Annotated in this window: 24 protein-coding genes; 5 read left to right on the top strand and 19 right to left on the bottom strand. The window is 56.2% G+C overall.

What is annotated here, in order from left to right; genetic code table 11:
• Positions 1 to 154: 154 nt before the first annotated feature.
• The 12 genes from nuoL to KGA69_RS13645 all read right to left on the bottom strand — a co-directional run bounded on the left by nuoL (position 155) and on the right by KGA69_RS13645 (position 13,597).
• Positions 155 to 1,996 (bottom strand): NADH-quinone oxidoreductase subunit L, encoded by a 1,842-nt coding sequence (nuoL, locus tag KGA69_RS13700; RefSeq protein ID WP_032712091.1) that lies wholly within the window; start codon positions 1,994 to 1,996, stop codon positions 155 to 157.
• Entirely contained in the window at positions 1,993 to 2,295 is a 303-nt protein-coding gene (gene nuoK / locus KGA69_RS13695) for an NADH-quinone oxidoreductase subunit NuoK (RefSeq protein WP_004865088.1), read from the bottom strand. Before nuoK ends, nuoL begins: the two co-directional genes overlap by 4 nt.
• Positions 2,292 to 2,846, bottom strand: coding sequence for an NADH-quinone oxidoreductase subunit J (gene nuoJ, locus KGA69_RS13690; RefSeq protein ID WP_015365591.1), 555 nt, complete (start codon positions 2,844 to 2,846; stop codon positions 2,292 to 2,294). Before nuoJ ends, nuoK begins: the two co-directional genes overlap by 4 nt.
• A gap of 11 nt (positions 2,847 to 2,857) precedes the next feature.
• A complete protein-coding gene (nuoI, locus tag KGA69_RS13685) occupies positions 2,858 to 3,400 on the bottom strand; it encodes an NADH-quinone oxidoreductase subunit NuoI (protein WP_015365590.1) in 543 nt (180 codons plus the stop codon).
• A gap of 14 nt (positions 3,401 to 3,414) precedes the next feature.
• The gene (gene nuoH, locus KGA69_RS13680) at positions 3,415 to 4,392 is read right to left on the bottom strand and encodes an NADH-quinone oxidoreductase subunit NuoH (protein WP_015365589.1); all 978 of its coding nucleotides are present in this window, start codon (positions 4,390 to 4,392) and stop codon (positions 3,415 to 3,417) included.
• Positions 4,389 to 7,115 (bottom strand): NADH-quinone oxidoreductase subunit NuoG, encoded by a 2,727-nt coding sequence (gene nuoG / locus KGA69_RS13675; protein ID WP_045391461.1) that lies wholly within the window; start codon positions 7,113 to 7,115, stop codon positions 4,389 to 4,391. Before nuoG ends, nuoH begins: the two co-directional genes overlap by 4 nt.
• A gap of 32 nt (positions 7,116 to 7,147) precedes the next feature.
• Positions 7,148 to 8,485 carry an NADH-quinone oxidoreductase subunit NuoF gene (nuoF, locus tag KGA69_RS13670; RefSeq protein WP_045391464.1) on the bottom strand — a complete coding sequence of 446 codons (1,338 nt, stop codon included), beginning with the start codon at positions 8,483 to 8,485 and terminating at the stop codon, positions 7,148 to 7,150.
• A complete protein-coding gene (nuoE, locus tag KGA69_RS13665) occupies positions 8,482 to 8,982 on the bottom strand; it encodes an NADH-quinone oxidoreductase subunit NuoE (protein WP_015365586.1) in 501 nt (166 codons plus the stop codon). Before nuoE ends, nuoF begins: the two co-directional genes overlap by 4 nt.
• 2 nt (positions 8,983 to 8,984) lie before the next feature.
• Positions 8,985 to 10,793: an NADH-quinone oxidoreductase subunit C/D gene (gene nuoC / locus KGA69_RS13660; RefSeq protein WP_015365585.1), complete on the bottom strand. Its 1,809-nt coding sequence runs from the start codon at positions 10,791 to 10,793 to the stop codon at positions 8,985 to 8,987.
• A gap of 88 nt (positions 10,794 to 10,881) precedes the next feature.
• Positions 10,882 to 11,556 (bottom strand): NADH-quinone oxidoreductase subunit NuoB, encoded by a 675-nt coding sequence (nuoB, locus tag KGA69_RS13655; protein ID WP_002913178.1) that lies wholly within the window; start codon positions 11,554 to 11,556, stop codon positions 10,882 to 10,884.
• Positions 11,557 to 11,571: 15 nt separating this feature from the next.
• Positions 11,572 to 12,018, bottom strand: coding sequence for an NADH-quinone oxidoreductase subunit NuoA (gene nuoA / locus KGA69_RS13650; protein ID WP_002913181.1), 447 nt, complete (start codon positions 12,016 to 12,018; stop codon positions 11,572 to 11,574).
• A 652-nt stretch (positions 12,019 to 12,670) separates the two neighbouring features.
• On the bottom strand, positions 12,671 to 13,597 hold the full coding sequence (locus KGA69_RS13645; protein ID WP_045391466.1) for a LysR family transcriptional regulator: 927 nt from the start codon (positions 13,595 to 13,597) through the stop codon (positions 12,671 to 12,673).
• A gap of 885 nt (positions 13,598 to 14,482) precedes the next feature.
• Between KGA69_RS13645 and alaA the strand changes: the two genes are divergently transcribed.
• Both alaA and yfbR read left to right on the top strand, forming a co-directional pair.
• Positions 14,483 to 15,700, top strand: a complete 1,218-nt coding sequence (gene alaA, locus KGA69_RS13640; RefSeq protein WP_015365583.1) for an alanine transaminase AlaA — start codon at positions 14,483 to 14,485, stop codon at positions 15,698 to 15,700.
• A gap of 81 nt (positions 15,701 to 15,781) precedes the next feature.
• Positions 15,782 to 16,381 (top strand): 5'-deoxynucleotidase, encoded by a 600-nt coding sequence (gene yfbR / locus KGA69_RS13635; protein ID WP_032712094.1) that lies wholly within the window; start codon positions 15,782 to 15,784, stop codon positions 16,379 to 16,381.
• Positions 16,382 to 16,418: 37 nt separating this feature from the next.
• Here yfbR and KGA69_RS13630 read toward each other — a convergent pair whose 3' ends face one another.
• The 4 genes from KGA69_RS13630 to yfbV all read right to left on the bottom strand — a co-directional run bounded on the left by KGA69_RS13630 (position 16,419) and on the right by yfbV (position 20,034).
• Positions 16,419 to 18,251: an SLC13 family permease gene (locus KGA69_RS13630; protein WP_045391469.1), complete on the bottom strand. Its 1,833-nt coding sequence runs from the start codon at positions 18,249 to 18,251 to the stop codon at positions 16,419 to 16,421.
• Between the two features lie 76 nt (positions 18,252 to 18,327).
• The gene (locus tag KGA69_RS13625; RefSeq protein ID WP_047043353.1) at positions 18,328 to 18,987 is read right to left on the bottom strand and encodes a sugar phosphatase; all 660 of its coding nucleotides are present in this window, start codon (positions 18,985 to 18,987) and stop codon (positions 18,328 to 18,330) included.
• Positions 18,988 to 18,998: 11 nt separating this feature from the next.
• Positions 18,999 to 19,493, bottom strand: coding sequence for a YfbU family protein (locus tag KGA69_RS13620; RefSeq protein WP_045391472.1), 495 nt, complete (start codon positions 19,491 to 19,493; stop codon positions 18,999 to 19,001).
• An 85-nt stretch (positions 19,494 to 19,578) separates the two neighbouring features.
• Complete coding sequence (gene yfbV, locus KGA69_RS13615) at positions 19,579 to 20,034, bottom strand: terminus macrodomain insulation protein YfbV (protein ID WP_045391475.1); 456 nt, start codon at positions 20,032 to 20,034, stop codon at positions 19,579 to 19,581.
• Positions 20,035 to 20,372: 338 nt separating this feature from the next.
• Between yfbV and ackA the strand changes: the two genes are divergently transcribed.
• Both ackA and pta read left to right on the top strand, forming a co-directional pair.
• A complete protein-coding gene (ackA, locus tag KGA69_RS13610) occupies positions 20,373 to 21,575 on the top strand; it encodes an acetate kinase (protein WP_045391478.1) in 1,203 nt (400 codons plus the stop codon).
• Between the two features lie 118 nt (positions 21,576 to 21,693).
• Entirely contained in the window at positions 21,694 to 23,841 is a 2,148-nt protein-coding gene (gene pta, locus KGA69_RS13605; protein WP_026612251.1) for a phosphate acetyltransferase, read from the top strand.
• A gap of 67 nt (positions 23,842 to 23,908) precedes the next feature.
• Here the strand turns inward: pta and yfcD are convergent, their stop codons facing one another.
• Genes yfcD through yfcF form a run of 3 tightly spaced genes read right to left on the bottom strand, consistent with a single transcriptional unit; the run spans position 23,909 to position 25,776 of the window.
• Positions 23,909 to 24,466: an NUDIX hydrolase YfcD gene (yfcD, locus tag KGA69_RS13600; protein WP_015365574.1), complete on the bottom strand. Its 558-nt coding sequence runs from the start codon at positions 24,464 to 24,466 to the stop codon at positions 23,909 to 23,911.
• Between the two features lie 56 nt (positions 24,467 to 24,522).
• Complete coding sequence (gene yfcE, locus KGA69_RS13595; RefSeq protein WP_213292392.1) at positions 24,523 to 25,074, bottom strand: phosphodiesterase; 552 nt, start codon at positions 25,072 to 25,074, stop codon at positions 24,523 to 24,525.
• 57 nt (positions 25,075 to 25,131) lie between these two features.
• Positions 25,132 to 25,776 (bottom strand): glutathione transferase, encoded by a 645-nt coding sequence (gene yfcF, locus KGA69_RS13590; RefSeq protein ID WP_045391484.1) that lies wholly within the window; start codon positions 25,774 to 25,776, stop codon positions 25,132 to 25,134.
• Between the two features lie 161 nt (positions 25,777 to 25,937).
• Between yfcF and yfcG the strand changes: the two genes are divergently transcribed.
• A complete protein-coding gene (gene yfcG, locus KGA69_RS13585; RefSeq protein WP_213292391.1) occupies positions 25,938 to 26,567 on the top strand; it encodes a GSH-dependent disulfide bond oxidoreductase in 630 nt (209 codons plus the stop codon).
• The last annotated feature ends 39 nt before the right edge of the window (positions 26,568 to 26,606 follow it).

The raw sequence follows: 26,606 nt of genomic DNA, 5'->3' as shown, positions 1-26,606 counted from the left end.
TTGTTAAAGTCCCGTTCAGGACCGATTTTCAACGAATTCGACTACATTCACGTTTGACGGCGGTTTGTTGTGTCGGGTGGCGATTCGCTTACCCGACCTACGGTTTCGTAGGCCCGGTAAGCGAAGCGCCACCGGGCAAAACCGCGCGCTCAAATCAACGCAGTACCATCAGCAGAGCCAGCACCACCACCGCGCCGATGCTCATTGAAGCCACATACCAGCGCAGATAGCCGTTCTCGCTCACCAGCAGACCTTTGCCTGCGAAGCGGGACAGAATCGCCGGGATATTCATCAACGAGTTCAGCGGATCGCTCTTCAGCAGCCAGGCAATACCGAGGAATGGTTTCACGAACACTTTGTCGTATAACCAGTCGAAGCCCCAGGCATGGAACCACCAGGTGCCGAAGAAGCGGCCAGGCGCGCTGTTGGCGATGGAAGTCACCAGCGTACGTTTGCCCAGCCACAGCCACGCGGCGATCAGGATGCCGGCAATAGCGATAATCCCGGAGGTCATTTCCAGCGTCATCACGCTACCGTGGGCGAGCTCAGTGGTCTGCGGCAGTACGCCTTCCAGCGGCGGCACAATCAGCGCGCCAACGAAGGTGGACAGAACCAGCAGCACAATCAGCGGCAGATGGTGGGTAATCCCCTTCCCTGCGTGCGCGTGAATTTGCTCTTTACCGTGGAACACGATGAAAATCATACGGAAAGTATACAGCGAGGTCATAAAGGCGCCGACCAGGCCCGCTACCATCAGATTGATATGGCCGTTGGCCATCGCGCCAGCCAGAATCTCATCCTTACTGAAGAAGCCTGCAGTGATAAGCGGCAGAGCGGACAGCGCCGCGCCCCCCACCAGGAAGCAGACATAAACCAGCGGAATGGATTTGCGCAGGCCGCCCATCTTGAAGATGTTCTGTTCGTGATGGCAGGCGAGGATCACCGAACCGGACGACAGGAACAGCAGCGCTTTAAAGAACGCGTGCGTCATCAGGTGGAAGATCGCCGCGTCCCAGGCCTGCACGCCCAGCGCGAGGAACATGTAGCCAATCTGGCTCATGGTCGAGTAAGCCAGCACGCGTTTGATGTCGGTCTGCACCAGCGCGGCGAAGCCCGCCAGCACCAGCGTGATTGCGCCAACGATACCGACCAGATGCAGCACTTCCGGCGTCATCAGGAACAGGCCGTGGGTACGGGCAATCAGGTACACGCCCGCGGTCACCATGGTAGCGGCGTGGATCAGCGCAGAGACCGGCGTCGGGCCCGCCATCGCATCGGCAAGCCACGTTTGCAGCGGCAGCTGAGCGGATTTACCGACCGCGCCGCCGAGCAGCATCAGCGTCGCCCACTGCAGCGTGGTGCTGCCGTTAGCGAAGTGCTGCGGCGCCAGCTCAACCATTTCACGGAAGTTCAGGGTGCCCAGTTCGTTATAAAGAATGAACAGCGCGAAGGCGAGGAACACGTCGCCGACGCGGGTGACCACGAACGCTTTCATCGCCGCGGCGTTATTCTTCGGATCGGTGTAGTAGAAACCGATCAGCAGGTAAGAACAGAGACCCACGCCTTCCCAACCCAGGTACATCAACAGCAGGTTATCGGCCAGCACCAGAACGACCATGCTGGCGATAAACAGGTTGGTGTAAGCGAAGAAGCGAGAGTAGCCCTCTTCGCCGCGCATGTACCAGGAGGCGAACATGTGGATCAGGAAGCCGACGCCGGTAACCACGGAGAGCATGGTCAGAGACAGGCCATCCAGTACCAGGTTGAAGCCGATGTTGAAATCACCGACCGACATCCAGTTCCACAGCGGTACGCTGACCGCCTGTTTGCCGTTAGCGAAAAAGTCGACGCCGACGTACGCCGTCACCAGCGCCGCCAGGCCTACCGAGCCCATCCCCACAGTGGCGGAAAGATTTTCCGACCAGCGTCCGCGGGAGAAGGCCAGCAGCACAAAGCCAATCAATGGCAGAAGAATGGTTAAGGCAAGCATGTTCATCCACGCAACTCACTTACTGAATCGATGTTCAGGTTCTGGCGGCGACGATGGAGCTGCAGCAGCAGCGCCAGACCGATACTCGCTTCCGCAGCCGCGAGGCTGATGGCGAGGATATACATAATCTGACCATCAGTCTGGCCCCAGTAGCTTCCCGCGACCACGAATGCCAGCGCGGCGGCGTTAATCATGATTTCCAGGCTAATCAGCATAAATAGCAGATTGCGGCGGATCACAAGACCAGTCAGGCCGAGCACAAACAGGATGGCGGCGAGGATCAGTCCATGTGTTAAGGGGATCATGCGTGTTCCTCCGTTTTTCTTTTGTCGCTGTCGTTCACGCGGTTGCTCAGCACCTCACCGGCGCGCTCTTCGCGGCCAATGTGGAAGGCGACAACCAGGCCCGCCAGCAGCAGCATGGAGGCCAGCTCCACCGCCAGGACGTACGGCCCAAACAGCGCAATACCCACTTCTTTGGCGTTGATCGCCGCGCCGTCGATACCCTGGTCATTGATGCCCAGGATGGCGTAAACGATAACCACCAGCAGCACCGCGGAAAGGATGGCAGGGCCAATCCAGATCCCCGGCTGCAGCCATTTGCGTTCCTGTTCGATCTCGGTGCCGCCCAGGTTGAGCATCATCACCACGAACACGAACAGCACCATAATGGCCCCGGCGTAAACGATGATTTCCAGCGCACCGGCGAAGTAAGCGCCCAGCGAGAAAAACACCCCGGCAATCGCTAACAGCGAAATGATCAGGTACAGCAGCGCGTGCACCGGATTGGTGTGGGTGACGACCCGCAAGGTTGCGAGGATGGCTATCAGGCCACAGATATAAAAAGCGAATTCCATTGCCCCTCTCCTTACGGTAACAGGCTCTTGACGTCGATTGGCTTAGCTTCGTTTTCCGCTTCGCCCTTATCTTTGCCGTCGATTGCCATACCCGCCATCCGGTAGAAGTTATATTCCGGGTATTTGCCCGGACCGGAAATCAGCAGATCCTCTTTTTCGTACACCAGATCCTGACGTTTGTATTCGCCCAGTTCGAAGTCCGGGGTCAACTGAATCGCCGTGGTCGGGCACGCTTCTTCGCACAGGCCGCAGAAAATGCAGCGTGAGAAGTTGATGCGGAAGAACTCCGGGTACCAGCGGCCGTCTTTGGTCTCTGCTTTCTGCAGAGAGATACAGCCAACCGGGCAGGCTACCGCACACAGGTTACAGGCAACGCAGCGCTCTTCACCGTCCGGATCGCGCGTCAGCACGATACGGCCACGATAGCGCGGCGGCAGATATACCGGCTCTTCCGGGTACATCTGAGTTTCACGTTTGGCGAAGGCGTGCATCCCGATCATGCAAATACTGCGGACCTGGGTGCCGAACCCTACCAATAATTCTTTTAAGGTCATGTTCAATTCACCCCTTATTGCGCCTGCCAGAGAATGACAGCCGCCGTTACCAACAAGTTGACCAGCGTTAACGGCAGGCATACCTTCCAGCCAAAGGACATTACCTGGTCATAACGCGGACGCGGTAATGATGCGCGGATCAAAATGAACATCATCATGAAGAACGCGGTTTTCAGCGCGAACCAGATGAAAGGCGGTAACCACGGGCCATTCCAGCCGCCGAAGAACAGCGTAACGATCAGCGCTGATACGGTGACGATACCGATGTATTCACCGACGAAGAACAGACCGAATTTCATACCGGAATATTCAATGTGGTAACCATCGGCCAGTTCCTGCTCCGCTTCCGGCTGGTCAAACGGGTGACGGTGACACACCGCCACGCCGGCGATGGCGAAAGTCACGAAGCCGAAGAACTGCGGGATGACGTTCCACAGATGCGCCTGGTTGTTGACGATATCGGTCATGTTGAATGACCCCGCCTGCGCCACCACGCCCATCAGGGAGAGACCAAGGAACACTTCGTAGCTCAACGTTTGTGCGGAAGCACGCATCGCCCCCAGCAGCGAGTATTTGTTGTTGCTCGACCAACCGGCGAACAGGACCGCGTAAACCGCCAGGCCTGCCATCATCAGGAAGAACAGAATACCGATGTTCAGGTCGGCGACCACCCACGACGGGCTAACCGGCACGATAGCAAAGGCCAGCAGCAACGAGGTAAAGGCGATAACCGGCGCCAGAGTAAAGATCACGCGATCGGAGAAGCGCGGGATCCAGTCCTCTTTGAAGAACATCTTGATCATGTCGGCGACCAGCTGCAGCGAACCGCCCCAGCCCACGCGGTTAGGTCCGTAGCGGTTCTGGAACAGGCCGAGCAGACGACGCTCGCCGAAGCTCATGAACGCGCCGCAGGTGACGACCACCAGCAGAATGACCACGGCCTTCAGGATGCTTAACAGAATGTCGATAAGATCCGGCGTTAACCAACTCATGCTTGCGCCTCCTGCAGTGAATCAATACGCGCCCCGGCCAGTACCGGCGCGATGCCCGGCATGCCCATCGGTAAGCCAACCTGTCCCGCGGCCAGCCCTTCAGAAATAACCAGCGGCAGACTCAGCGTCTGGCCTTCAACGCTGAAGGAAACCATCGCCCCGGCATTGACGCCAAGCTTTGCGGCATCCGCCGGGTTCAGCTTGATGTACGGCTCAGGCATCCGGCTCTGGAACACCGGAGAGCGCTGAGACAGCTCATCGCTGCCAAACAGGTGATAGTACGGCGCGATACGCCATTTGCCTTCTTCCGCGTGGAAGCTGGCCGGAACCGCCGTGAAGTACTCCAGCCCGCTGGAGGAAGCTTCAATCAGACGCACGCCCGGATCGCCGTGGCGCAGTTTACCGCCCACTTCATCCTGGAATTTGTTCCATGCCTGCGGGGAGTTCCAGCCCGGCGCCCAGGCGAACGGGATCTGCGAACGCGGCGCGGACGGCTGGTTGTTCCCTTCCATTGAGAAGGCGAACATGGTGTCTTTATCCTGCGGCTGACGCGGCTCGTGCACGCTGATGTTGGCGCGCATCGCCGTGCGGCCGCTGTAGCGGTGCGGTTCACGCGCCAGCTTCTGGCCGCGAATGCGGAAGGTCGCATCCGGCGCGGCATCTTTAATGCCCGCCAGCTGCGGCAGGGCGGCAATCGCGGCATCGATGACGTGGTCCAGCTGCGTCCAGTCAACCTGACGGTTGTTAACGGTACTGTGCAGCGAATGCAGCCAGCGCCAGCTTTCCAGCATCACGGTTTTCGCGTCGTAGTAAGCCGGGTCGTAAACCTGGAAGAAGCGCTGGGCGCGGCCTTCGTTGTTCACCACGGTACCGTCGCTTTCCGCAAAGCTTGCCGCGGAGAGCACCAGGTGCGCTTTGTCCATAATCGCGGTGCGCTGATGGTCAACCACCATCACCAGCGGCGCTTTCGCAAGCGCTGCGTCGACGCGCGCGGCGGAAGCATGACGGTGCAGGTCGTTTTCCAGCACGATAACCGCGTCTGCGGCGCCGCTTTCCAGTTCGTCCAGCGCCTCTTCAAGCGAGCCGCCACCGATCATGCCCAGACCGACGCTGTTCACCGCGCGGGCAACCATCGTGATGCCAACATCGGCGCCGCGGCCTTTCAACGCTTTCGCCACGTTAGCGGCAGCCTGAATGATTTCCATGCTGCCGGCGTTAGTGCCGGAGATAATCAGCGGTTTTTTCGCCCCGGCCAGCGCCTGAACGATCACATCGACTTTACCCTGCAGGTCATGGCTCAGGCCATCAACCGCCGGCGCGCTGTCATCCAGCGCATGGGCGATAGCGAAGCCCAGACGCGCCTGATCTTCCACCGGCGCGCGGTAAGTCCACGCCGCGATGTCATCCAGACGCGTGTCGTCGATATTAGTGACAAATAACGGATGCTTGGCGCGCTGTCCGATGTTGAGAATTGCCGCAATCTGCCAGTCGGCCACTTTCTGCGCCGCCGCCATTTCACGTGCTTTCCCTTTCACCGCCTGGCGTACTGCCAGGGCAACGCGCGCGCCGGTCTGGGTAATGTCTTCGCCCAGCACCAGTACCGCATCGTAGGATTCGATATCGCGCAGCGTCGGGGTATGGATCCCGCCTTCACGCAGCACTTTAAGCATCATCTGCAGGCGCGCTTGTTCGCCTTTAGCGATGCCGGTATAGAAGTTTTCGCTACCGACCAGCTCACGCAGCGCGAAGTTGCTTTCAATGCTGGCGCGCGGAGAACCGATACCAATGACTTTCTTCGACTGACGCAGGATATCCGCCGCCCCCTGCATCGCCTGTTCGGCGTTGAGCGCGATCAGATCGTCGCCGCGGCGCTGAACCGGCTGACGCGGACGATCTTTGAGGTTTACGTAGCCATAGCCGAAACGACCGCGGTCGCAGAGGAAGTAGCGGTTAACGGTACCGTTATAGCGGTTTTCGATACGACGCAGCTCGCCATAGCGTTCGCCAGGGCTGATGTTACAGCCAATGGAACACTGCTGGCAGATGCTCGGCGCAAACTGCATGTCCCACTTACGGTTGTAACGCTCGGAGTGCGTTTTATCGGTGAAGACGCCGGTCGGGCAAACTTCAACCAGGTTACCGGAGAACTCGCTTTCCAGCGTGCCATCTTCCGGGCGGCCGAAGTAGACGTTGTCATGAGCGCCATAAACGCCCAGATCGGTGCCGTCGGCATAATCTTTATAGTAGCGAACGCAGCGGTAGCAGGCGATGCAGCGGTTCATTTCGTGAGAAATAAATGGCCCCAGATCCTGGTTGCGGTGGGTACGCTTGGTGAAACGATAGCGGCGGAAGCTATGACCGGTCATGACCGTCATATCCTGCAGGTGGCAGTTGCCGCCCTCTTCGCAGACCGGGCAATCGTGCGGGTGGTTGGTCATCAGCCACTCCACCACGCTTTCGCGGAACTGCTTCGCTTCGCCGTCGTCAATAGAAATAAAGGTGCCGTCGGATGCCGGAGTCATACAGGACATCACCAGGCGACCACGCGTGTCTTCCGCGTTCTGATATTGCTTCACCGCACACTGGCGGCAAGCACCGACGCTCCCTAGCGCCGGGTGCCAGCAAAAGTATGGAATATCAAGACCAAGAGAGAGACAAGCCTCTAGCAGGTTGTCCGCTCCGTTGACCTCGTATTCTTTGCCGTCTACATGAATCGTAGCCATTTGCGTGCTTCCAAAAATAAAAAACCTTTAGATTACCAGCGCGTCTTAAGCAGGTTCGGCTGAATACCGTTAATTGCATGGGTATTGCTGAACTGCTGCTTAATGCCAGCCTCGAATTCTTCGCGGAAATATTTGATAGCGCTCTGCAGCGGTTCAACCGCGCCCGGCGCGTGCGCGCAGAAGGTTTTACCCGGCCCGAGGAATCGACACAGTTGCTCAAGGGTTTCGATGTCGCCAGGCTGGCCTTCGCCGCGCTCCAGGGCGCGCAGGATCTTCACGCTCCACGGCAGGCCGTCGCGGCAAGGCGTACACCAGCCGCAGGATTCGCGGGCAAAAAATTCTTCGAGGTTGCGCACCAGCGGAACCATGCCGATCTCGTGGTCGACGGCCATCGCCAGCGCGGTGCCCAGACGGCTCCCTGCCTTACCAATGCTTTCAAACTCCATCGGCAAATCGAGGTGCGCTTCGGTCAGGAAGTCGGTACCGGCACCGCCCGGCTGCCAGGCTTTAAACTTCAGGCCATCGCGCATGCCGCCGGCGTAATCTTCGAGGATCTCGCGCGCGGTGGTGCCGAACGGCAGTTCCCAGACGCCCGGATTCTTCACGCGCCCGGAGAAGCCCATCAGCTTGGTGCCGGCATCTTTGCTGGTTGAAATATTCTGGTACCACTCCACGCCGTTGGCGAGAATGGCTGGCACGTTGCACAGGGTTTCAACGTTGTTGACGCAGGTCGGTTTGCCCCATACGCCCGAGCTCGCCGGGAACGGCGGCTTGGAGCGCGGGTTCGCGCGGCGGCCTTCCAGCGAGTTGATAAGCGCCGTCTCTTCACCGCAGATATAGCGCCCTGCCCCGGTATGCACGAACAGCTCGAAGTCAAAACCGGTGCCGAGGATATTTTTCCCCAACAGGCCCGCTTCGGTGGCTTCGGCGATCGCGCGACGCAGATGCTGCGCCGCTTCGATATATTCGCCGCGCAGGAAGATGTAACCGCGGTATGCCTTCAGCGCAAAGGCGGAGATCAGCATACCTTCCACCAGCAGGTGCGGCAGCTGTTCCATCAGCAGACGGTCTTTATAGGTGCCCGGTTCCATTTCATCAGCGTTACACAGCAGGTAACGGATGTTCATGGACTCGTCTTTCGGCATCAGGCTCCACTTCAGACCGGTGGAAAAGCCCGCGCCGCCGCGCCCTTTCAGGCCGGCGTCTTTTACCGCATTGACGATTTCATCCGGCGCCATGCCGCCTAAGGCCTTGCGCGCCCCTTCATAACCGTTTTTGCTGCGATACTCGTCCAGCCACACCGGCTGCTTGTCATCGCGCAGACGCCAGGTTAATGGATGCGTTTCGGCAGTACGAATAATGGTTTTCATTTATACCGCTCCAGGAGGTCAGGAATCGCTTCCGGCGTCAGATAACTGTGCGTGTCGTCATCAATCATCATGGTCGGCCCCTTGTCGCAGTTGCCAAGGCAACAGGTCGGCAGCAGCGTGAAGCGGCCATCAAAGGTGGTTTGACCCGGTTTGATGTCCAGCTTTTTCTCGATAGCCGACTGGATCCCCTGGAAGCCAGTGATATGGCACACCACGCTATCGCAGTAGCGGATCACGTGACGGCCAACCGGCTGGCGGAAGATCTGGCTATAGAATGTCGCCACGCCTTCGACGTCGCTTGCCGGGATCCCCAGCACATCGGCGATCGCATAGATCGCGCCATCCGGCACCCAGCCGCGCTGTTTTTGAACAATTTTCAGCGCTTCGATGGACGCCGCACGCGGGTCTTCGTAGTGGTGCTTCTCGTGCTCAATAGCCTCACGCTCTGCCGCACTCAGCTCAAAAGCCTCGGTTTGTGGTTGTTGATTCTCGTGCATAATTAGCGGTCCACGTCTGACATAACAAAATCGATACTACCCAGATAGACAATAAGGTCGGATACCAGGCTGCCGCGGATCGCCGCCGGGATCTGCTGCAGGTGCGCATAGCTCGGGGTACGAATACGGGTACGGTAACTCATGGTGCTGCCGTCGCTGGTCAGGTAGTAACTGTTAATCCCCTTCGTCGCTTCAACCATCTGGAAGGATTCGTTGGCCGGCATCACCGGGCCCCAGGAAACCTGCAGGAAGTGAGTAATCAGGGTCTCAATGTGCTGCAGCGTGCGCTCTTTCGGCGGCGGCGTGGTCAGCGGGTGATCCGCTTTGAACGGGCCTTCCGGCATATTATCGAGGCACTGCTGGAGAATGCGCAGGCTCTGGCGCAGCTCTTCCACTTTCAGCATCACGCGGGTGTAGCAGTCGGAAACGCCGCCGCCGGTCGGGATTTCAAAGTCGAAGTTTTCGTAGCCAGAATAAGGACGCCATTTACGCACGTCGAAGCCGATACCGGTCGCGCGCAGGCCTGCGCCGGTGGTGCCCCACTCCAGCGCTTCTTTCGCGGTGTAGGCGGCAACGCCTTTCGAGCGGCCAATCAGAATGGTGTTGCGCAGCGCGGCTTTCTCATAGGAATCCAGGCGCTTCGGCATCCACTCAAGGAATTCACGCAGCAGGCGATCCCAGCCGCGCGGCAGGTCGTGGGCGACGCCGCCGATGCGGAACCACGCCGGGTGCATACGGAAACCGGTGATCGCTTCGACCAGATCGTAGATTTTCTGACGGTCGGTAAAGGCGAAGAAGACCGGCGTCATCGCGCCGACGTCCTGAATAAAGGTCGAGATATACAGCAGGTGGCTGTTGATGCGGAACAGTTCGGACAGCATCACGCGGATCACGTTCACGCGATCCGGCACGGTGATCCCGGCCAGTTTTTCCACCGCCAGTACGTACGGCATCTCGTTGACGCAGCCGCCGAGGTATTCAATACGGTCGGTGTAAGGGATGTAGCTGTGCCAGGACTGGCGTTCGCCCATCTTCTCCGCGCCGCGGTGGTGGTAGCCGATATCCGGCACGCAGTCGACGATCTCTTCGCCATCCAGCTGCAGAATGATACGGAATGCGCCGTGAGCGGACGGGTGGTTCGGGCCGAGGTTGAGGAACATAAAGTCCTCGTTTTCGGTGCCGCGCTTCATGCCCCACTCTTCCGGCTTGAAGGTTAACGCTTCCATTTCCAGATCCTGCTTGGCTTTAGTCAGCTCAAACGGATCGAATTCGGTGGCGCGCGCCGGATAGTCTTTACGCAGCGGGTGGCCTTCCCAGGTCGGCGGCATCATGATGCGGCGCAGATTCGGGTGACCGTCAAAGGTCACGCCAAACATTTCCCAGGTTTCACGCTCATACCAGTTGGCGTTAGGGAAAAGTTTGGTGAAGGTCGGCAGATGCAGATCGTTTTCAGACAACGCCACCTTGAGCATGATATCGCGGTTGCGGTCTACTGAGATCAGGTGGTAGAAAACGGAAAAATCCGCGGCTGGCAAACCATCGCGGTGCGTACGTAAACGTTCGTCCATGCCGTGCAGGTCAAACAGCATCACGTAAGGTTTTGGCAATCTCTTCAGGAAATCACCCACCTCAAGCAGCTGTTCGCGCTTCACCCACACCACCGGAACGCCGGTACGGGTAGGCTGAACGGTAAAGGCATCCGGCCCAAAACGGTTGCGCAGTTCGCCGATCACCGGGTCATCAAGGTGATCGCGGGTTTGCCAGGCTGGTGCGGCGTCATGCGCGGTTAAATCAGTCATATTGTTCACCATTGCAAAAGGTCCGTGGTGACTGCCGGGCGAGGCTTCGCTGCTTTTGTAGATTGATTTGCGAAGTCTGGTTCCCGCCCGCAGGCGCAAGTTAAATCTCGTCCGGAGTCCGCAGATTGGTCACCGCAATTCGTTCGCCGCGTTTACGCTCGCGCTCGGATTGCATGTTGGCGCGATAGACGCCCTGATCGCCAACCACCCAGGAGAGAGGACGGCGCTCTTTACCAATGGATTCCTGCAGCAGCATCAGCGCCTGCATATAAGCTTCCGGACGCGGCGGACAGCCCGGGATGTAAACATCAACCGGAATAAACTTATCCACGCCCTGCACGACGGAGTAGATATCGTACATCCCGCCGGAGTTAGCGCATGCGCCCATAGAGATAACCCACTTCGGCTCCAGCATCTGATCGTACAGGCGCTGAATTACCGGGGCCATTTTGGTGAAGCAGGTGCCGGCGACCACCATCAGGTCGGCCTGACGCGGAGAGGCACGCAGTACTTCCGCGCCAAAACGCGCAACGTCATGCACCGCAGTGAATGACGTCACCATTTCTACATAGCAGCAAGACAGGCCGAAGTTGTACGGCCAAATCGAGTTCTTACGGCCCCAGTTCACCATGTCATGCAGCGCATGTTCGAGTTTCCCCATATACACGCTTTTATTGACTTCTTGCTCCAGGGGGTCGGTTACGATCTCCTGTTTTTGCAGGGGGTAACGGTCGTTCTCACCGTTAGGATCTATGCGGGTGAGCGTATAATCCATCTTATTGCCTCGCTTTTACTGCATATGACGGTTAGTGGGACTGTCTGTTTCCGGGTTAACCAGCGTGCGACGGGAACGCGCAGGCGTCCAGTCCAGTGCGCCGATGCGAACGAGGTAAACCAGACCAGCCAGTAGCACTAAAATGAAAATTGCGGCTTCCACAAAGCCAACCCAGCCGCTTTCGCGAATGGAGGTTGACCATGCGTAGAGATACAGGGCTTCCACGTCGAAGATAACGAAGAACATGGCGACCAGATAAAACTTCGCAGAAAGACGTAAGCGGGCCGAACCAACGGAGTCGATCCCCGATTCAAACGGCGTGTTTTTGCTACGCGCGCGCGCGCGACCGCCGAGGTACCAGCCGCCGACGAGCATCAGGCAGCACAGACCGATAGCGATGATGAGAAATATAGCGAATGCCCAATGATGAGCGATGACTTCAGTGGATGTTGACATACGCATTGCTTAACCAAAAAAGTGTAGCGCCAAAACCCTCTGCTCTTGATGGCAGATGAACGCCACAGCGTTTCACGGGAGGAATAAAAAAATGACCTTGCAAAAAAGCGTCCCTGGTTGATGAGGAAGCCCAAATGCCGTGGCTTTTTACCCCTTTCTTTAACCTTTTGTCAACTTTAACAAAAGTTTTAACTACATTAATTTACATTGGAATCTTTTCATTAACATTAAATGCCCTTTGTTGCGTAATAACCTTGCATATCATTCGGATTTAGTGTTGTTGAATCGTGTCCGTTTTAGACGTAAATCAGTTTCGCCAATCTATTTTGACAGGATTTGGCCGCGATTCCTCCCCCCAAGTAGGGGTATTTTCTTGATCTGTGACACGCTTTTGTTAATTACATCAGAAAAACGGCAACAATCTATCCGGTTTTTTAACATTAGCAGGAAGTATTGAAACTGCAGCTAAAAACAGGGAAACAATGGCCGCTTCCGGGCCAACCTATTGATTCATATATCAATAAATTATTAAACTGCTTAAAATCCTTGTAAAATATAAAAAAAAAGAGCCACTGACCTCATTTTGTCGATCGGCGACTCTTTTTTACACTTACATTTTGTTACCGGATTATTGTGATCGATATATGATAATTTGGCTTTATGAAACCAGGGAGCCGTCTCCCCCTTCCGGGGTATAGAGCGTTTCTGTTTTCCACGGATTATGGTCCTGGCTCAGCGACTGAAAAATTGCCTGCGCCAGCTCGTTTTCCCGCTGTGGATTACAGCTCAACACATAGTGGGTATCCGGCAAACCCGGTAGGCCATCGCTTTTACCCGGCACGCGCAGCTCAGGGCTCATCATTTCAACCGGTCGCGCGGTGACGCCAAGCCCCGCCTTCACCGCGGCTTTTACCCCGGCCAGAGAACTGGCGGCATGCGCCAGATGCCAGGGGACCTGCGCGGCATTCAGCGCGGAGATGATATCTTCGCGAAACGGCCCGGACTCTTCGAGCAGCACCAGCGGAACGGATTCTCCGTGCGCCAGTACATAATCCGCGGCGCAGTACCACAGCGTCGGCGAGGTACGCAGCGTCAGGACGTCAAATTCGCCGGTTTGATGGGTAGTTAACGCCAGGTCGATCTCGCCGCTGCCTAACTTCGCGACGATATCGGCGTAATTCAGGACCTTAATTTCCAGCGTTAGTTTGGGATAGAAGCTGCCGATTCGATTGAGCAGATAAGGCAGGATGGTATCCGCCGTTTCATCGGCAGCGCCGATAGTCAGCGTCCCCTGCAGGCTGCCAAACATTAGCGACATGCAGGCTTCATCATTAAAACGCAGTATTTTACGCGCGTAGCTGAGCAGTTGGATCCCCTGCTCGGTCAGTAATTTATTACGCCCATGGCGAGCGAAAAGCTCTTTGCCAACCAGTTGCTCCAGGCGCTGCATCTGCTGACTGACGGCGGACTGGGTACGACATACCGCGGCAGCGGCCGCCGCAAAGGTGCTCAGATCGGCGACGGCGACGAAGGTCCGCAGCAGATCGAGATCGAGATTCAGTATCGGACGATTTGCATTTATCATATTTCTTCACTTACAGGCGCTGATGCTGGCCTGCCTTGTTGATGCTGTATCCAGGTTTCCGGCTATTCCATGAGCCTCGTGCCGAGCGGACAATTGCCGCGGATGACAACTGGAAGAACGTCATTGCATGTGAAAGCACTCGTTCGCGACAAATGTGCGAAAAATTTGAGTAATATTTTGTTCGTAGCTCTACGCATTTTTAATTACTGAGACTTACGTTATGTGATGAATCTCAAACAAAGTCTGCAATAACAAATCTCGTTACGCCCGGAAGCCCGACACGCATAACAACGCCTGCTGGAACACAAACAAAAAAGCCTGCAATAACAATATATTAATAAAATCACGCCGTTAAACAGAGGTTTATACGTCGATATTAACCGTCATATCCTAACCGAAAACCACAATATTTATAAGCGCTAATCAGTATTATCTAAGGTAATTTTAAACATTTTTGCAGCACTATAATTAAATTAACAAAACCCGAAATAATCTATGCAATCAAATATACCTGATTCATTAATTGGCATGTTTTATTAAAAAAAATTAACATAGTTGCTACAGTTATCAGCACCCTCTTTCTTATTAGCATAGTGTCTTTTAGCGGTTAAAATTCAGGCAACCCACTTTTTCCATCAGCAACAAACCAGATAAATATCCATGCATCTGCGCAATATGCGCAACATAAAACCATTCCAAAACCCATATCAGGCACATTATATAAAGAATAACGCCATTACACAGACAAATTCATTACTCTAAAAAAATACTATTCGCAAAATCTTCTCCTGTTAACCCTTCAAAACAGCGGGGATGCGGAGTACATTGTTCCGTGCTGACTTCCACGGCAGGGAGTGGCGATAACAGCTAAAAGGTCAAAGGTTCATGTCCCCTATCGAAAAATCCAGCAAGTTAGAGAATGTCTGTTACGACATCCGCGGTCCGGTTCTCAAAGAAGCAAAACGCCTTGAAGAAGAAGGCAACAAGGTACTCAAGCTGAATATCGGCAACCCGGCGCCGTTCGGCTTTGATGCGCCTGACGAAATCCTCGTCGACGTTATCCGCAATCTGCCGACCGCCCAGGGCTACAGCGACTCAAAAGGTCTCTATTCCGCCCGTAAAGCAATTATGCAGCACTACCAGGCGCGCGGAATGCGCGATGTTACCGTGGAAGATATCTATATCGGTAACGGCGTTTCCGAGCTGATCGTCCAGGCCATGCAGGCCCTGCTCAACAGCGGCGACGAGATGCTGGTTCCAGCCCCGGACTACCCGCTCTGGACCGCGGCGGTCTCGCTTTCCAGCGGCAAAGCGGTACACTATCTGTGCGACGAATCTTCAGACTGGTTCCCGGATCTCGACGATATCCGCGCCAAAATTACGCCACGCACCCGCGGGATCGTCATCATTAACCCGAATAACCCAACGGGCGCCGTTTATTCCAAAGAGCTGCTGCAGGAGATCGTCGAGATCGCCCGTCAGCACAACCTGATTATTTTCGCCGACGAAATCTACGACAAGATACTGTATGACGACGCCGAACATCACTCTATCGCCGCGCTGGCGCCGGATATGTTAACCGTCACCTTCAACGGGCTGTCGAAGACCTATCGCGTCGCTGGTTTCCGCCAGGGCTGGATGGTGCTGAACGGGCCGAAAAAGCACGCCAAAGGCTATATCGAAGGGCTGGAAATGCTGGCCTCGATGCGCCTGTGCGCCAACGTCCCGGCGCAACACGCTATCCAAACCGCGCTAGGCGGCTATCAGAGCATTAGCGAATTTATCATTCCGGGCGGGCGCTTGTATGAGCAACGTAACCGCGCCTGGGAGTTAATCAACGAGATCCCGGGCGTCTCCTGCGTCAAGCCAAAAGGCGCGCTGTATATGTTCCCGAAAATCGACGCCAAACGCTTTAATATCCACGATGACCAGAAAATGGTGCTCGATTTCCTGCTGCAGGAGAAAGTGCTGCTGGTTCAGGGTACCGCGTTCAACTGGCCGTGGCCGGATCACGTGCGTATCGTCACCCTGCCGCGTGAAGATGACCTGGAAATGGCGATTTCCCGCTTCGGGCGCTTCCTCTCCGGCTATCATCAGCTTTAATCGCGCCGCCGCCGGTATTTGCATCCGGCGGCGATCCCTGCGCACAATGGAACCCGATGTTGTCACTGCTTAAGGGTTCCTATGAGTCAGAGTCATTTCTTTGCCCACCTCTCCCGCCTGAAACTAATTAACCGCTGGCCTTTGATGCGCAATGTGCGCACCGAGAACGTCTCCGAGCACAGTTTGCAGGTGGCGATGGTCGCCCATGCGCTGGCGGCAATTAAGAACCGCAAGTTTGGCGGCCAGGTCAACGCCGAACGCATTGCCCTGCTGGCGATGTATCACGATGCCTCCGAGGTCCTCACCGGCGATCTGCCCACGCCGGTGAAATATTTCAATTCGCAGATTGCCCAGGAATATAAAGCGATTGAAAAAATCGCTCAGCAAAAACTGGTCGATATGGTTCCCGATGAGCTGCGCGATATCTTTGAGCCACTGATTGATGAACACCATTACAGCGAAGAAGAGCAGTCGATTGTGAAGCAGGCCGACGCCCTGTGCGCTTATCTGAAATGTCTTGAAGAGCTTTCTGCCGGCAATAACGAATTTCTGCTGGCGAAAGGTCGGCTGGAAAAAACGCTGGAGTCGCGCCGTAGCCCGGAGATGGATTACTTTATGCAGGTATTTGTCCCGAGCTTCCAGCTGTCGCTCGATGAAATCAGCCAGGATTCACCGCTTTAATATTCAGGCCGGGCAGCCCCTGCCCGGCCTGAATGAATTAAAACGGAAAGAGTACCGGGATCAGCAGTACGCAGACCACCATCACCAGTACGGTGAAGGGCACACCGATTTTGACAAAATCACTGAACGAATATTTACCGGGTCCTAGCACCAGCGTATTAACCGGTGAAGAGACCGGGGTCATAAACGCCGCCGAAGCCGCCATCGCCACCACCATGGCAAAAGGATATGGCGATACTCCCATCGATTTCGCCGCCGCCAGAGCAATTGGCGCCATCAGCACCGCCGTCGCGGTATTCGAGATAAACAGACCAATCGCCGCGCACATCACAAACAAACAACCCAGCATCAAATAGGGGCCTTTACTTCCGGCGACGTCCATTAATCCCTGCACCACTAAATCCACGCCGCCGGTTTTCTGCAACGCCAGGGCGAAGGGCATCATACCCACGATCAAAATGATGCTCGGCCAGTGGATCGCCTTATAGGCGCTCTCGGCGTTAATACAGCGAAACTTGCCCATCAACAGGCAGGCGATGATTGCGGCGATAGGGTTGGGGATTTCATCGGTAAGCATCAGCGCTACCATTAACACCAGGCAGAAAATGGCGTGCGGCGCCTGACTGTGCGCGGGCGAAGCATCGTTGACCTCTACCGGCATATTCAGCACCACAAAATCGCGGCCGCGTTTTGCCAGCATGGCTATCTGCCGCCAGTTGCCAACTACCAGCATAATGTCGCCTAACTGGAGTTGTTCATCAACTACCGCGCCGTCGAGCGCTTTACCATCGCGCTTCAGGCCAACGATATTCAGACCAAAACGGGTACGGAAGGCCATCTCGCGCACCGTTTTGCCGATAAGCTCTGAGTCAGGGATTAACGAAACTTCCGCCATACCGACGTCCAGCGCCTGGTCGGAAAAGTATTCGCCGCGCAGCACCATCGGCTCAAGCATCTGCTCGCCGCAAAACTGCCGCAGATCGACGTCGGATGCCGACATATCGATCAGCAACACGTCGCGGGCGCGAAACTCCGACACCCCGTTAACGTTGACGATCACCCGGCGAAAACGCCGCCAGCGTTCGACGCCGATAACGTTGGCGCAGTAGCGTTCACGCAGCTTTAAATCATCAAGCCGCTGGCCGATCATCGGCGAGCCCGGACGAATCGCCAGCCGGCGCGCCCTACCGGTGAGGTGGTACTCTTTGATTAAATCGCGGAAGGTGCTTTTCTTGCGGCCATCGCGGGCGGCGCTGTCATCTTCGCCCTTCAGCATAAAGCGCATCACCAGCATATAGACGATACCCAACACCAGCACCACCAGGCCAATCGGGGTCACGCTGAAGAAGCTGAAGCCATGCAACCCCTCGCGCAGCAGCTCACTGTTGACCACCAGGTTCGGCGGCGTCGCCACCAGCGTCATCATGCCGCTAATCAGCCCGGCGAAGCTTAGCGGCATCATCAGCCGCGACGGCGAGGTATTCATACGCAGCGAGACGCTGAGCACTACCGGAATAAATATCGCCACTACGCCGGTTGAGCTCATAAACGCCCCCAGTCCGGCAACGGTGAGCATCAGGTAGACCAGCATTTTGGTTTCGCTATTGCCGGCAACCTTGACCAGCCAGGAGCCCATTTTAGTCGCCACGCCGGTGCGCACCAGGCCGTCGCCAATGATAAATAAAGCAGCAATGAGAATAACGTTCGGATCGCTAAAGCCGGAGAAGGCTTCGCTGAGGGTTAAGGTACCGCTAAGCACAAACGCAACTATCACCATCAGCGCGATGGCATCCATGCGCACCTTGCCGGTCGCAAACAAGACAACCGCGATGGCCAGTAGCGATAACACCCAAATCAATTCACCGTTCACAACTTATCCTTGTCTGAAGAGGGAGCCGAAATTGTGGCACAAAAAAGCCCCGGCAACGCGGGGCTAAGTCATGAGATTATGCTTTAAGATTCACCTGAACATTGCCATCCGCCTGCCGCTCAATGCGCAAGCTTTCGAGGGTCGTCAGCACCAGATCGGCCTCATCAAGGCGCGGCGCATCAGCCGGAACGTTGACGGCGATGGTGCGGCATCCGGCAGCCAGCCCGGAAAGCAGACCCGCCGGCGCATCTTCCACCACCGCGCACTGTTGTGCCGGTATTCCCAGCAGCTCGGCGCCGAGCAGATAGGCATCCGGCGCCGGTTTCCCCTTCTTCACCTGCTCGGCGGTAACGAACACTTTCGGCATCGGCAGACCTGCCGCGCGGTGGCGGGCGTGAGCAACCGGAATGGAACCCGAAGTCACGATAGCCCACGGGATCCCCGCTTCATTAAGCGTATTCAGCAAGCTTAACGCGCCCGGCAGTGCGACAATGCCGTCGATATCGGTGGCTTCAATCTGCTCAAGGAAGCGGAACTCGGCCTGAATATCCTCTTCGCTGCGCCCCGGCATAAAATGACGAATCGAAGTGATGGCCTGTTTACCGTGAATGAAACCGAGAATCTCATCGTGCGGAATGCCGAAACGATCGCCCCATTTACACCATGAACGCTCGACCACCGGCAAAGAATCCACCAGCGTCCCGTCGAGATCGAACAGGAAACCTTTACACTGCACGGGCACCTCCATCAGGCATTGATAATTTGGTTAATTTCGTTACTACTCAAGTGATACTGGCGCGGGCAGGAGTGCCAGGCGGCCAGCATACGCTGGTATTTTTCCCACATCGGCGTCTGCGAGTTAAAGCCGTGAGTACCGGCATCGAAGTGGCTATAGCGCCCTTCTACATTGACCATAAAGCGCACGTAGCCGAGATAGCGGGCCTCGGTGGCGACGTCAAAACCAAGGAAGGTCACCCGACGTTCATCGATAGCGGAGGCGTCCTTCAGGTTGGTCCACGAAACGTGCAGCGCGTGGTACATCTCCATGATATCGATAATGGTCCGGCAGGTTTCTTCCGTCAGTTGGCCAAATTCGCGGTCCAGCTCGCGCATTTGCAGCCCATATCCACGCTCGATGATGGTCTGTAGACGGCGGTAACGTTCGGCGTTGTCCGGGTCGAGCATAGTCATCATCTTGTACTGATTGGACAAAATCAGACGCTGCGCATTGGTCATTTCCATTTTTGACTCCTGTAGCACTTACGGCGTGAAATAAAGAAGGCGCATAAATCATGCGCCTTCTTTTATATGCGTTTTCCGTATGGAATTACAAATCATCAAGGAAAGTTTTATCCAGTTGTTTGAAGGCGCGCTTAAGCGTGTCAGCCAACGCCTGGTAATCCGGCTTGCCGTCAACCGGCGCTAACGCCTGCCCGGCCTCTTGTAATTTGCCGCGCACTTCATAAAACCAGTTCAATATTGATGGCGGTAATGGCGTCACGGAACGCTTGCCCAACCACCACAGCCCCTGCATCGGCAGGCTTAAGGCAAACAGCGCGGTGGCGACGGCCGGGCCAAGCTGGCCGCCGAGCGCTATCTGCCAGCATAAGGTGAAGACCGCAACCGGCGGCATGATGCGAATCGCGTAGCGGGTAGCGCGAATAATGCGGTTTTCGACAAACACCGGCGCCAATCGCTTATCGAGGGGCCAGGTCTTCGCATAGTGCTGCCCGCGACGAAACAAGCTAAAAAAGCTAACGGGGCGATTCTCAGGGGTCGACATGGCTATACCTCAACTTTACATATAAAACTTAAAATTTTCGTGCAAAACACCAACTGTGCATGACAACGTTCAAAAGATTTTGGCAATGGATGCGGCAATCAGGTATCCTGTGCCCACCTGAGAGGGCGGTTAGACCCTTTTACCAGGTTAGTCAAATTATCGCATATTCTGCTGCTGGCGGAAAATTATGCAAAATGACATAAAATCATATGTACTTCCCTCATCGTGCCAGAAAACAGAACAAGGCATGATGTTAATCATAAATGTCGATGTCATCCTGCGCTACGCTTTGTGACACACTGATGTTTTTTTAGCCACGTATCATAAAAGGTACTTCCATGTCGAGTAAGTTAGTACTGGTTCTGAACTGCGGTAGCTCTTCCCTGAAATTTGCTATCCTGGATGCCGTTAACGGTGACGAATATCTCTCCGGTTTAGCCGAATGTTTCCATCTTCCTGAAGCCCGTATCAAATGGAAAATGGACGGCGGCAAACACGAAGCTGAGTTAGGCGCAGGCGCCGCTCACAGTGAAGCGCTGAACTTTATCGTTAACACTATTCTGGCACAAAAACCAGAACTGTCAGCACAGCTGACCGCAATTGGCCATCGTATCGTTCACGGCGGTGAAAAATACACCAGTTCCGTTGTCATCGACGATTCCGTTATTCAGGGCATCAAAGACTCCGCTTCCTTCGCACCGCTGCACAACCCGGCGCACCTGATCGGTATCGCTGAAGCGCTGAAATCCTTCCCGCACCTGAAAGACAAGAACGTTGCCGTGTTCGACACCGCGTTCCATCAGACCATGCCGGAAGAGTCCTACCTGTACGCCCTACCGTACAGCCTGTACAAAGAGCACGGCGTACGTCGTTACGGCGCGCACGGCACCAGCCACTACTATGTGACTCAGGAAGCCGCTAAGGTACTGAACAAGCCGGTTGAAGAACTGAACATCATCACCTGCCACCTCGGCAACGGTGGTTCCGTTTCCGCTATCCGTAACGGTAAATGCGTTGATACCTCCATGGGTCTGACCCCGCTGGAAGGTCTGGTGATGGGTACTCGCTCTGGCGATATCGACCCGGCGATCATTTTCCACCTGCACGACGCGCTGGGTATGAGCGTAGATGCTATCAACAAAATGCTGACCAAAGAGTCCGGCCTGCTGGGTCTGACCGAAGTCACCAGCGACTGCCGCTACGTTGAAGACAACTACGCGGATAAAGCTGACGCTAAGCGCGCAATGGACGTTTACTGCCACCGCCTGGCGAAATACATCGGTTCTTACACCGCGCTGATGGACGGTCGTCTGGACGCGGTTATCTTCACCGGTGGTATCGGTGAAAACGCCGCGATGGTTCGTGAGCTGTCCCTGGGTAAACTGGGCGTTCTGGGCTTCGAAGTTGATCACGAACGTAACCTGGCTGCCCGTTTCGGTAAGTCTGGCTTCATCAACAAAGAAGGTACCCGCCCTGCCGTGGTTATCCCGACCAACGAAGAGCTGGTTATCGCTCAAGACGCACACCGTCTGACCGCTTAATTCCACACCGCCAGCGATAACCCTGACGTCTTCGAGTTGCCACTTGAAGTATGACGGTAAGCTGGCGGTGCTGTTTTGTATCCCGCCTAAAACTGGCGGTAACGAAAGAGGATATATCGTGTCCCGTACTATCATGCTGATCCCTACCGGAACCAGCGTAGGCCTGACCAGCGTCAGCCTCGGTGTTATCCGCGCTATGGAACGCAAAGGCGTTCGCCTGAGCGTCTTTAAACCTATCGCCCAGCCGCGTTCCGGTGGCGATACTCCAGACCAGACTACCACCATCGTTCGCGCCAGCTCTTCAACGACGACTGCCGCTGAACCGATGAACATGAGCCACGTTGAGTCGCTGCTGTCCAGCAACCAGAAAGACGTGCTGATGGAAGAAATCATCGCCAACTACCATGCCAACACTCAGGATGCTGAAGTGGTGCTGGTTGAAGGCCTGGTCCCGACCCGTAAACACCAGTTCGCTCAGTCTCTGAACTACGAAATCGCGAAAACGCTTAACGCGGAAATCGTCTTCGTGATGTCTCAGGGCACCGATACCCCGGAACAGCTGAACGAGCGTATTGAACTGACTCGCAACAGCTTCGGCGGCGCGAAGAACACCAGCATCACTGGCGTTATCGTTAACAAACTGAATGCTCCGGTTGATGAACAAGGCCGTACCCGCCCTGACCTGTCCGAAATCTTCGACGACTCGTCTAAAGCGAAAGTCGTGAAGATCGACCCGGCGCAGCTGCAGAACGGCAGCCCGCTGCCGGTGCTGGGCGCGGTGCCATGGAGCTTCGATCTGATCGCCACGCGCGCTATCGACATGGCGCATCACCTGAACGCGACCGTGATCAACGAAGGCGACATCAATACTCGCCGCGTGAAGTCCGTAACCTTCTGCGCGCGCAGCATTCCGCACATGCTGGAGCACTTCCGTCCGGGTTCTCTGCTGGTGACTTCCGCAGACCGTCCTGACGTACTGGTCGCAGCCTGCCTGGCGGCGATGAACGGCGTAGAAATCGGCGCTATCCTGCTGACCGGCGGCTATGAAATGGACGCGCGCATCAGCAAGCTGTGCGAACGCGCTTTCGCCACCGGCCTGCCGGTATTCATGGTTAACACCAACACCTGGCAGACCTCTCTGAGCCTGCAGAGCTTCAACCTGGAAGTACCGGTTGACGATCACGAGCGCATCGAGAAAGTTCAGGAATACGTTGCCAACTACATCAACGCCGACTGGATCGAATCGCTGACCGCGACCTCCGAGCGCAGCCGTCGTCTGTCTCCGCCGGCCTTCCGCTACCAGCTGACCGAGCTGGCGCGTAAAGCGGGCAAACGCGTCGTTCTGCCGGAAGGCGACGAACCGCGTACCGTTAAAGCGGCGGCCATCTGCGCCGAGCGCGGTATTGCTACCTGCGTGCTGCTGGGTAACCCGGATGAGATCAACCGCGTTGCGGCCTCTCAGGGCGTAGAGCTGGGCGCTGGTATTGAAATCGTCGATCCGGAAGTGGTTCGCGAAAGCTACGTGGCGCGTCTGGTCGAACTGCGTAAGAACAAAGGCATGACCGAAGCGGTTGCGCGCGAGCAGCTGGAAGATAACGTCGTTCTCGGCACCCTGATGCTGGAACAAGACGAAGTCGACGGCCTGGTATCCGGCGCGGTTCACACCACCGCCAATACCATCCGTCCGCCGCTGCAGCTTATCAAAACGGCGCCGGGCAGCTCGCTGGTCTCTTCCGTATTCTTCATGCTGCTGCCGGAACAGGTTTACGTTTACGGCGACTGCGCGATCAACCCGGATCCGACCGCAGAACAGCTGGCGGAAATCGCGATTCAGTCCGCTGATTCCGCGATTGCCTTCGGTATCGAACCGCGCGTGGCGATGCTCTCCTACTCCACCGGCACCTCCGGCGCAGGTAGCGATGTAGAAAAAGTACGCGAAGCGACTCGTCTGGCGCAGGAAAAACGTCCTGACCTGATGATCGACGGTCCGCTGCAGTATGATGCCGCAGTGATGGCTGACGTAGCGAAGTCCAAAGCGCCGAACTCTCCGGTAGCTGGACGCGCGACCGTGTTCATCTTCCCGGATCTGAACACCGGTAACACCACTTACAAAGCCGTACAGCGTTCCGCTGACCTGATCTCCATCGGGCCGATGCTGCAGGGTATGCGTAAGCCGGTAAACGACCTGTCCCGCGGCGCGCTGGTAGACGATATCGTCTACACCATCGCACTGACGGCGATTCAGTCTTCTCAGCAGCAGAAATAATCTCCCGCTGAGACAAAAAAGGCAGCCAAATGGCTGCCTTTTTTATGACGCTAACACGTAAAGGAAATTACGCTTCGTCTTCTTCCGGCTCGTCGCGATCGTGGCCGGTATTGCCCGCGTTACGGGTCATCCACAGCGCCAGCGCTTTCAGTGAATCGGCGGTGAACTCATCGCAGCGCGCGGTGATCTCTTCCGGCGTCAGCCAGCATACTTCGCTGACCTCTTCTTCCTGCAGGGCGAACGGGCCATGAGAAACACAGCTAAACAGGCTTCCCCAGACGCGGCAGTGTTTATCTTCGTAGTAGAATTGGCCGTGATCGGCAAAAGGCACGCCCGCAATCCCCAGCTCTTCTTCCGCTTCGCGGCGCGCGGAGTCCAGCAGCTGTTCATCCGCCTGCACCACGCCGCCGGCGGTCGCATCCAGCATGCCCGGCATGAAATCTTTGCTCTCGGTACGGCGCTGCACCAGAATCTTGCCCATCCCATCATGAACCACAATATAGGTCGCGCGGTGACGCAGACACTGCGCGCGCATCTGCTCGCGGCTGGACTGTGCTATCACCTCATTGTTTTCATTAACAATATCGACCCATTCTGTGCTTGCCAAATGCTTCTGTTCCGCCATCAGGAAACCTTACTTTTAAGCGCTCTCGCGGCGCGTCTTTACGATTGAGGGGTAAATTACGGGTAAATTGCGGCCTCTGCAATAACCTGATTATCTTTGAGTGCGAAAACCTGCAGCCGATCATCTTCCAGCATGCCGTAGCTGGCGGCAAAGCCGCCTTTCGGGATGCTCGCAGAACCAGGATTGAAGAGGAAAATATCGCCGTGTTTCTCGGCAACCGGAATATGAGTATGACCATAAGCCAGTACATCGCCAGCGGCGAGCGGCGGCAAATTATCCGGACTATAGAGATGACCGTGGGTCAGAAACAGGCGGTAGCGTTCGCTGAGCACCTGCTGCCAGGGGGCGGTAATGGGGAAATGCAGCAGCATTTGATCGACTTCGCTATCGCAGTTACCGCGGACGGCGATAATCCGCTGCGCGACGCTGTTCAGCCGCTCGGCGACCTGCGCCGGCGCATACCCTTCCGGCAGCGCGTTGCGCGGCCCGTGATTAAGCACATCGCCGAGGATAACCAGCCACTGCGCCCCGCTCTGCGCGAAACGTTCCAGAACGCGTTCGGTCGCAGGCAGCGAGCCGTGAATATCGGATGCGAACATCAGTTTCATATCAACCCCTTACCAGACAATACGGTCTGTCTATGATAACGGAACTGCCTGCGCTTATCAGCCGCTACGTTTAGCCGACAGTGCGGCATAACGCTGAACAGACGCCCGCTGCCACTGGAAGCTCGCGTAGTCCGCCAGCGCTTCCGGCACCTCGTCGCCGTTCAGCACCAGACGGTTTAGCATCAGTGCAAGATCGGCATCCGCGATACACCATTCGCCAAACAGATTCTGCCCGCCATGCGCCAAAAGCGCGCCGGCGGTAGCAAAGAGTTTAGCCGCGCTGGTTTGCCCCGCGGCGCTCAGCGCCGGCTTCTTCACACCGCCAAACACCACATCGGTGGAGCGTTCTTCGCGTATGGGCATCAGATCGCTGCGCAGCCAGGCCTGCACCTGCCGCGCCCGCGCGCGTTTTTGCAGGTCGTGCGGATACAAGCGCTCCCACTCCGGCGGCGCAAAGCGTTCATCAAGGTATTCGGTAATGGCCGAGGATTCGCTCAGCGAAAAATTATCCACTTCCAGCAGCGGCACGCGCCGTGTCGCGGAGTAGCCCTTCCAGCCTGGCTGCAGATGCTCGCCGCTGTCGAGATTGACGGTCTTAAGAGTGAACGGCAGGCTTTTTTCCTGCAGCGCCACGTACACGGACATCACATAGGGGGAGAAAAAATCGGCATCGGACCACAGGGTAATAACAGGCTGATTCATAACATCCTCAATGAAGCCAGGGGGAGATAAATCAACATAGCTGGTCTGCTATAAGATGTCACTGGCAGCCGCATGAGGATTTCGCAATATAATCTTTGCCCCGCGATTGCGCAGGTCGCCTATACTCGAAACGTTTGCGACCTTCGATGGCGGGAGACCTCATGATCGATCTTTACTACGCACCCACCCCCAACGGCCACAAAATCACTCTTTTTCTCGAAGAGGCGCAGCTGGCCTATCGCCTGATACGCGTCGATATCGGCAAAGGTGAACAGTTTCGCCCGCAGTTTCTGGCTATCTCGCCAAATAATAAGATCCCGGCGATCGTTGACCACGTTCCGGTCGACGGCGGCGCGCCGTTAAGCCTGTTTGAGTCCGGAGAGATCCTGCTCTATCTGGCGGAAAAATCGGGAAAATTACTGAGCGGAGAGCTGCGCGAACGGCATACCACCCTGCAATGGCTGTTCTGGCAGGTCGGCGGTCTGGGGCCGATGCTTGGGCAAAACCACCACTTTAACCATCACGCGCCTCAGGCTGTCCCCTACGCCATTGAACGCTATCAGGTCGAAAGCCAGCGTCTGTATGGCGTAATGAACCGGCGTCTTGAAGCCAGTCCATGGTTGGGCGGCGAGCACTACAGTATCGCCGATATCGCCTGCTGGCCATGGATTAATGCCCACCAGCGCCAACGCGTCGATCTTAGCCAGTTCCCGGCGGTGCATAACTGGTTTGAACGCATCCGCCAGCGCCCGGCAACGCAACAAGCGCTACTCAAAACGCAACAGTATTAATCCCCTGCTCGCAGGGCGTGCTTTGATGTATGATTGCGG

The organism is Klebsiella sp. A52 (assembly GCF_018388785.1).
Taxonomy (GTDB): Bacteria; Pseudomonadota; Gammaproteobacteria; order Enterobacterales; family Enterobacteriaceae; genus Klebsiella; species Klebsiella aerogenes.
The sequence above is the reverse complement of the archived record's forward strand: the minus strand, read 5'-3'. Positions and strand labels throughout refer to the sequence as shown.

Coding starts and splice junctions, on each gene's coding strand:
- yfcF (WP_045391484.1), bottom strand. CDS start 25,776: ATGAATCAGCCTGTTATTACCCTGTGGTCCGATGCCGATTTTTTCTCC.
- nuoL (WP_032712091.1), bottom strand. CDS start 1,996: ATGAACATGCTTGCCTTAACCATTCTTCTGCCATTGATTGGCTTTGTG.
- KGA69_RS13645 (WP_045391466.1), bottom strand. CDS start 13,597: ATGATAAATGCAAATCGTCCGATACTGAATCTCGATCTCGATCTGCTG.
- yfbV (WP_045391475.1), bottom strand. CDS start 20,034: ATGTCGACCCCTGAGAATCGCCCCGTTAGCTTTTTTAGCTTGTTTCGT.
- yfcG (WP_213292391.1), top strand. CDS start 25,938: ATGATCGATCTTTACTACGCACCCACCCCCAACGGCCACAAAATCACT.
- ackA (WP_045391478.1), top strand. CDS start 20,373: ATGTCGAGTAAGTTAGTACTGGTTCTGAACTGCGGTAGCTCTTCCCTG.
- yfbR (WP_032712094.1), top strand. CDS start 15,782: ATGAGTCAGAGTCATTTCTTTGCCCACCTCTCCCGCCTGAAACTAATT.
- yfcD (WP_015365574.1), bottom strand. CDS start 24,466: ATGGCGGAACAGAAGCATTTGGCAAGCACAGAATGGGTCGATATTGTT.
- nuoE (WP_015365586.1), bottom strand. CDS start 8,982: ATGCACGAGAATCAACAACCACAAACCGAGGCTTTTGAGCTGAGTGCG.
- alaA (WP_015365583.1), top strand. CDS start 14,483: ATGTCCCCTATCGAAAAATCCAGCAAGTTAGAGAATGTCTGTTACGAC.
- nuoH (WP_015365589.1), bottom strand. CDS start 4,392: ATGAGTTGGTTAACGCCGGATCTTATCGACATTCTGTTAAGCATCCTG.
- nuoI (WP_015365590.1), bottom strand. CDS start 3,400: ATGACCTTAAAAGAATTATTGGTAGGGTTCGGCACCCAGGTCCGCAGT.
- nuoK (WP_004865088.1), bottom strand. CDS start 2,295: ATGATCCCCTTAACACATGGACTGATCCTCGCCGCCATCCTGTTTGTG.
- nuoC (WP_015365585.1), bottom strand. CDS start 10,793: ATGGTGAACAATATGACTGATTTAACCGCGCATGACGCCGCACCAGCC.
- nuoB (WP_002913178.1), bottom strand. CDS start 11,556: ATGGATTATACGCTCACCCGCATAGATCCTAACGGTGAGAACGACCGT.
- nuoF (WP_045391464.1), bottom strand. CDS start 8,485: ATGAAAACCATTATTCGTACTGCCGAAACGCATCCATTAACCTGGCGT.
- KGA69_RS13620 (WP_045391472.1), bottom strand. CDS start 19,493: ATGGAAATGACCAATGCGCAGCGTCTGATTTTGTCCAATCAGTACAAG.
- nuoG (WP_045391461.1), bottom strand. CDS start 7,115: ATGGCTACGATTCATGTAGACGGCAAAGAATACGAGGTCAACGGAGCG.
- yfcE (WP_213292392.1), bottom strand. CDS start 25,074: ATGAAACTGATGTTCGCATCCGATATTCACGGCTCGCTGCCTGCGACC.
- nuoJ (WP_015365591.1), bottom strand. CDS start 2,846: ATGGAATTCGCTTTTTATATCTGTGGCCTGATAGCCATCCTCGCAACC.
- nuoA (WP_002913181.1), bottom strand. CDS start 12,018: ATGCGTATGTCAACATCCACTGAAGTCATCGCTCATCATTGGGCATTC.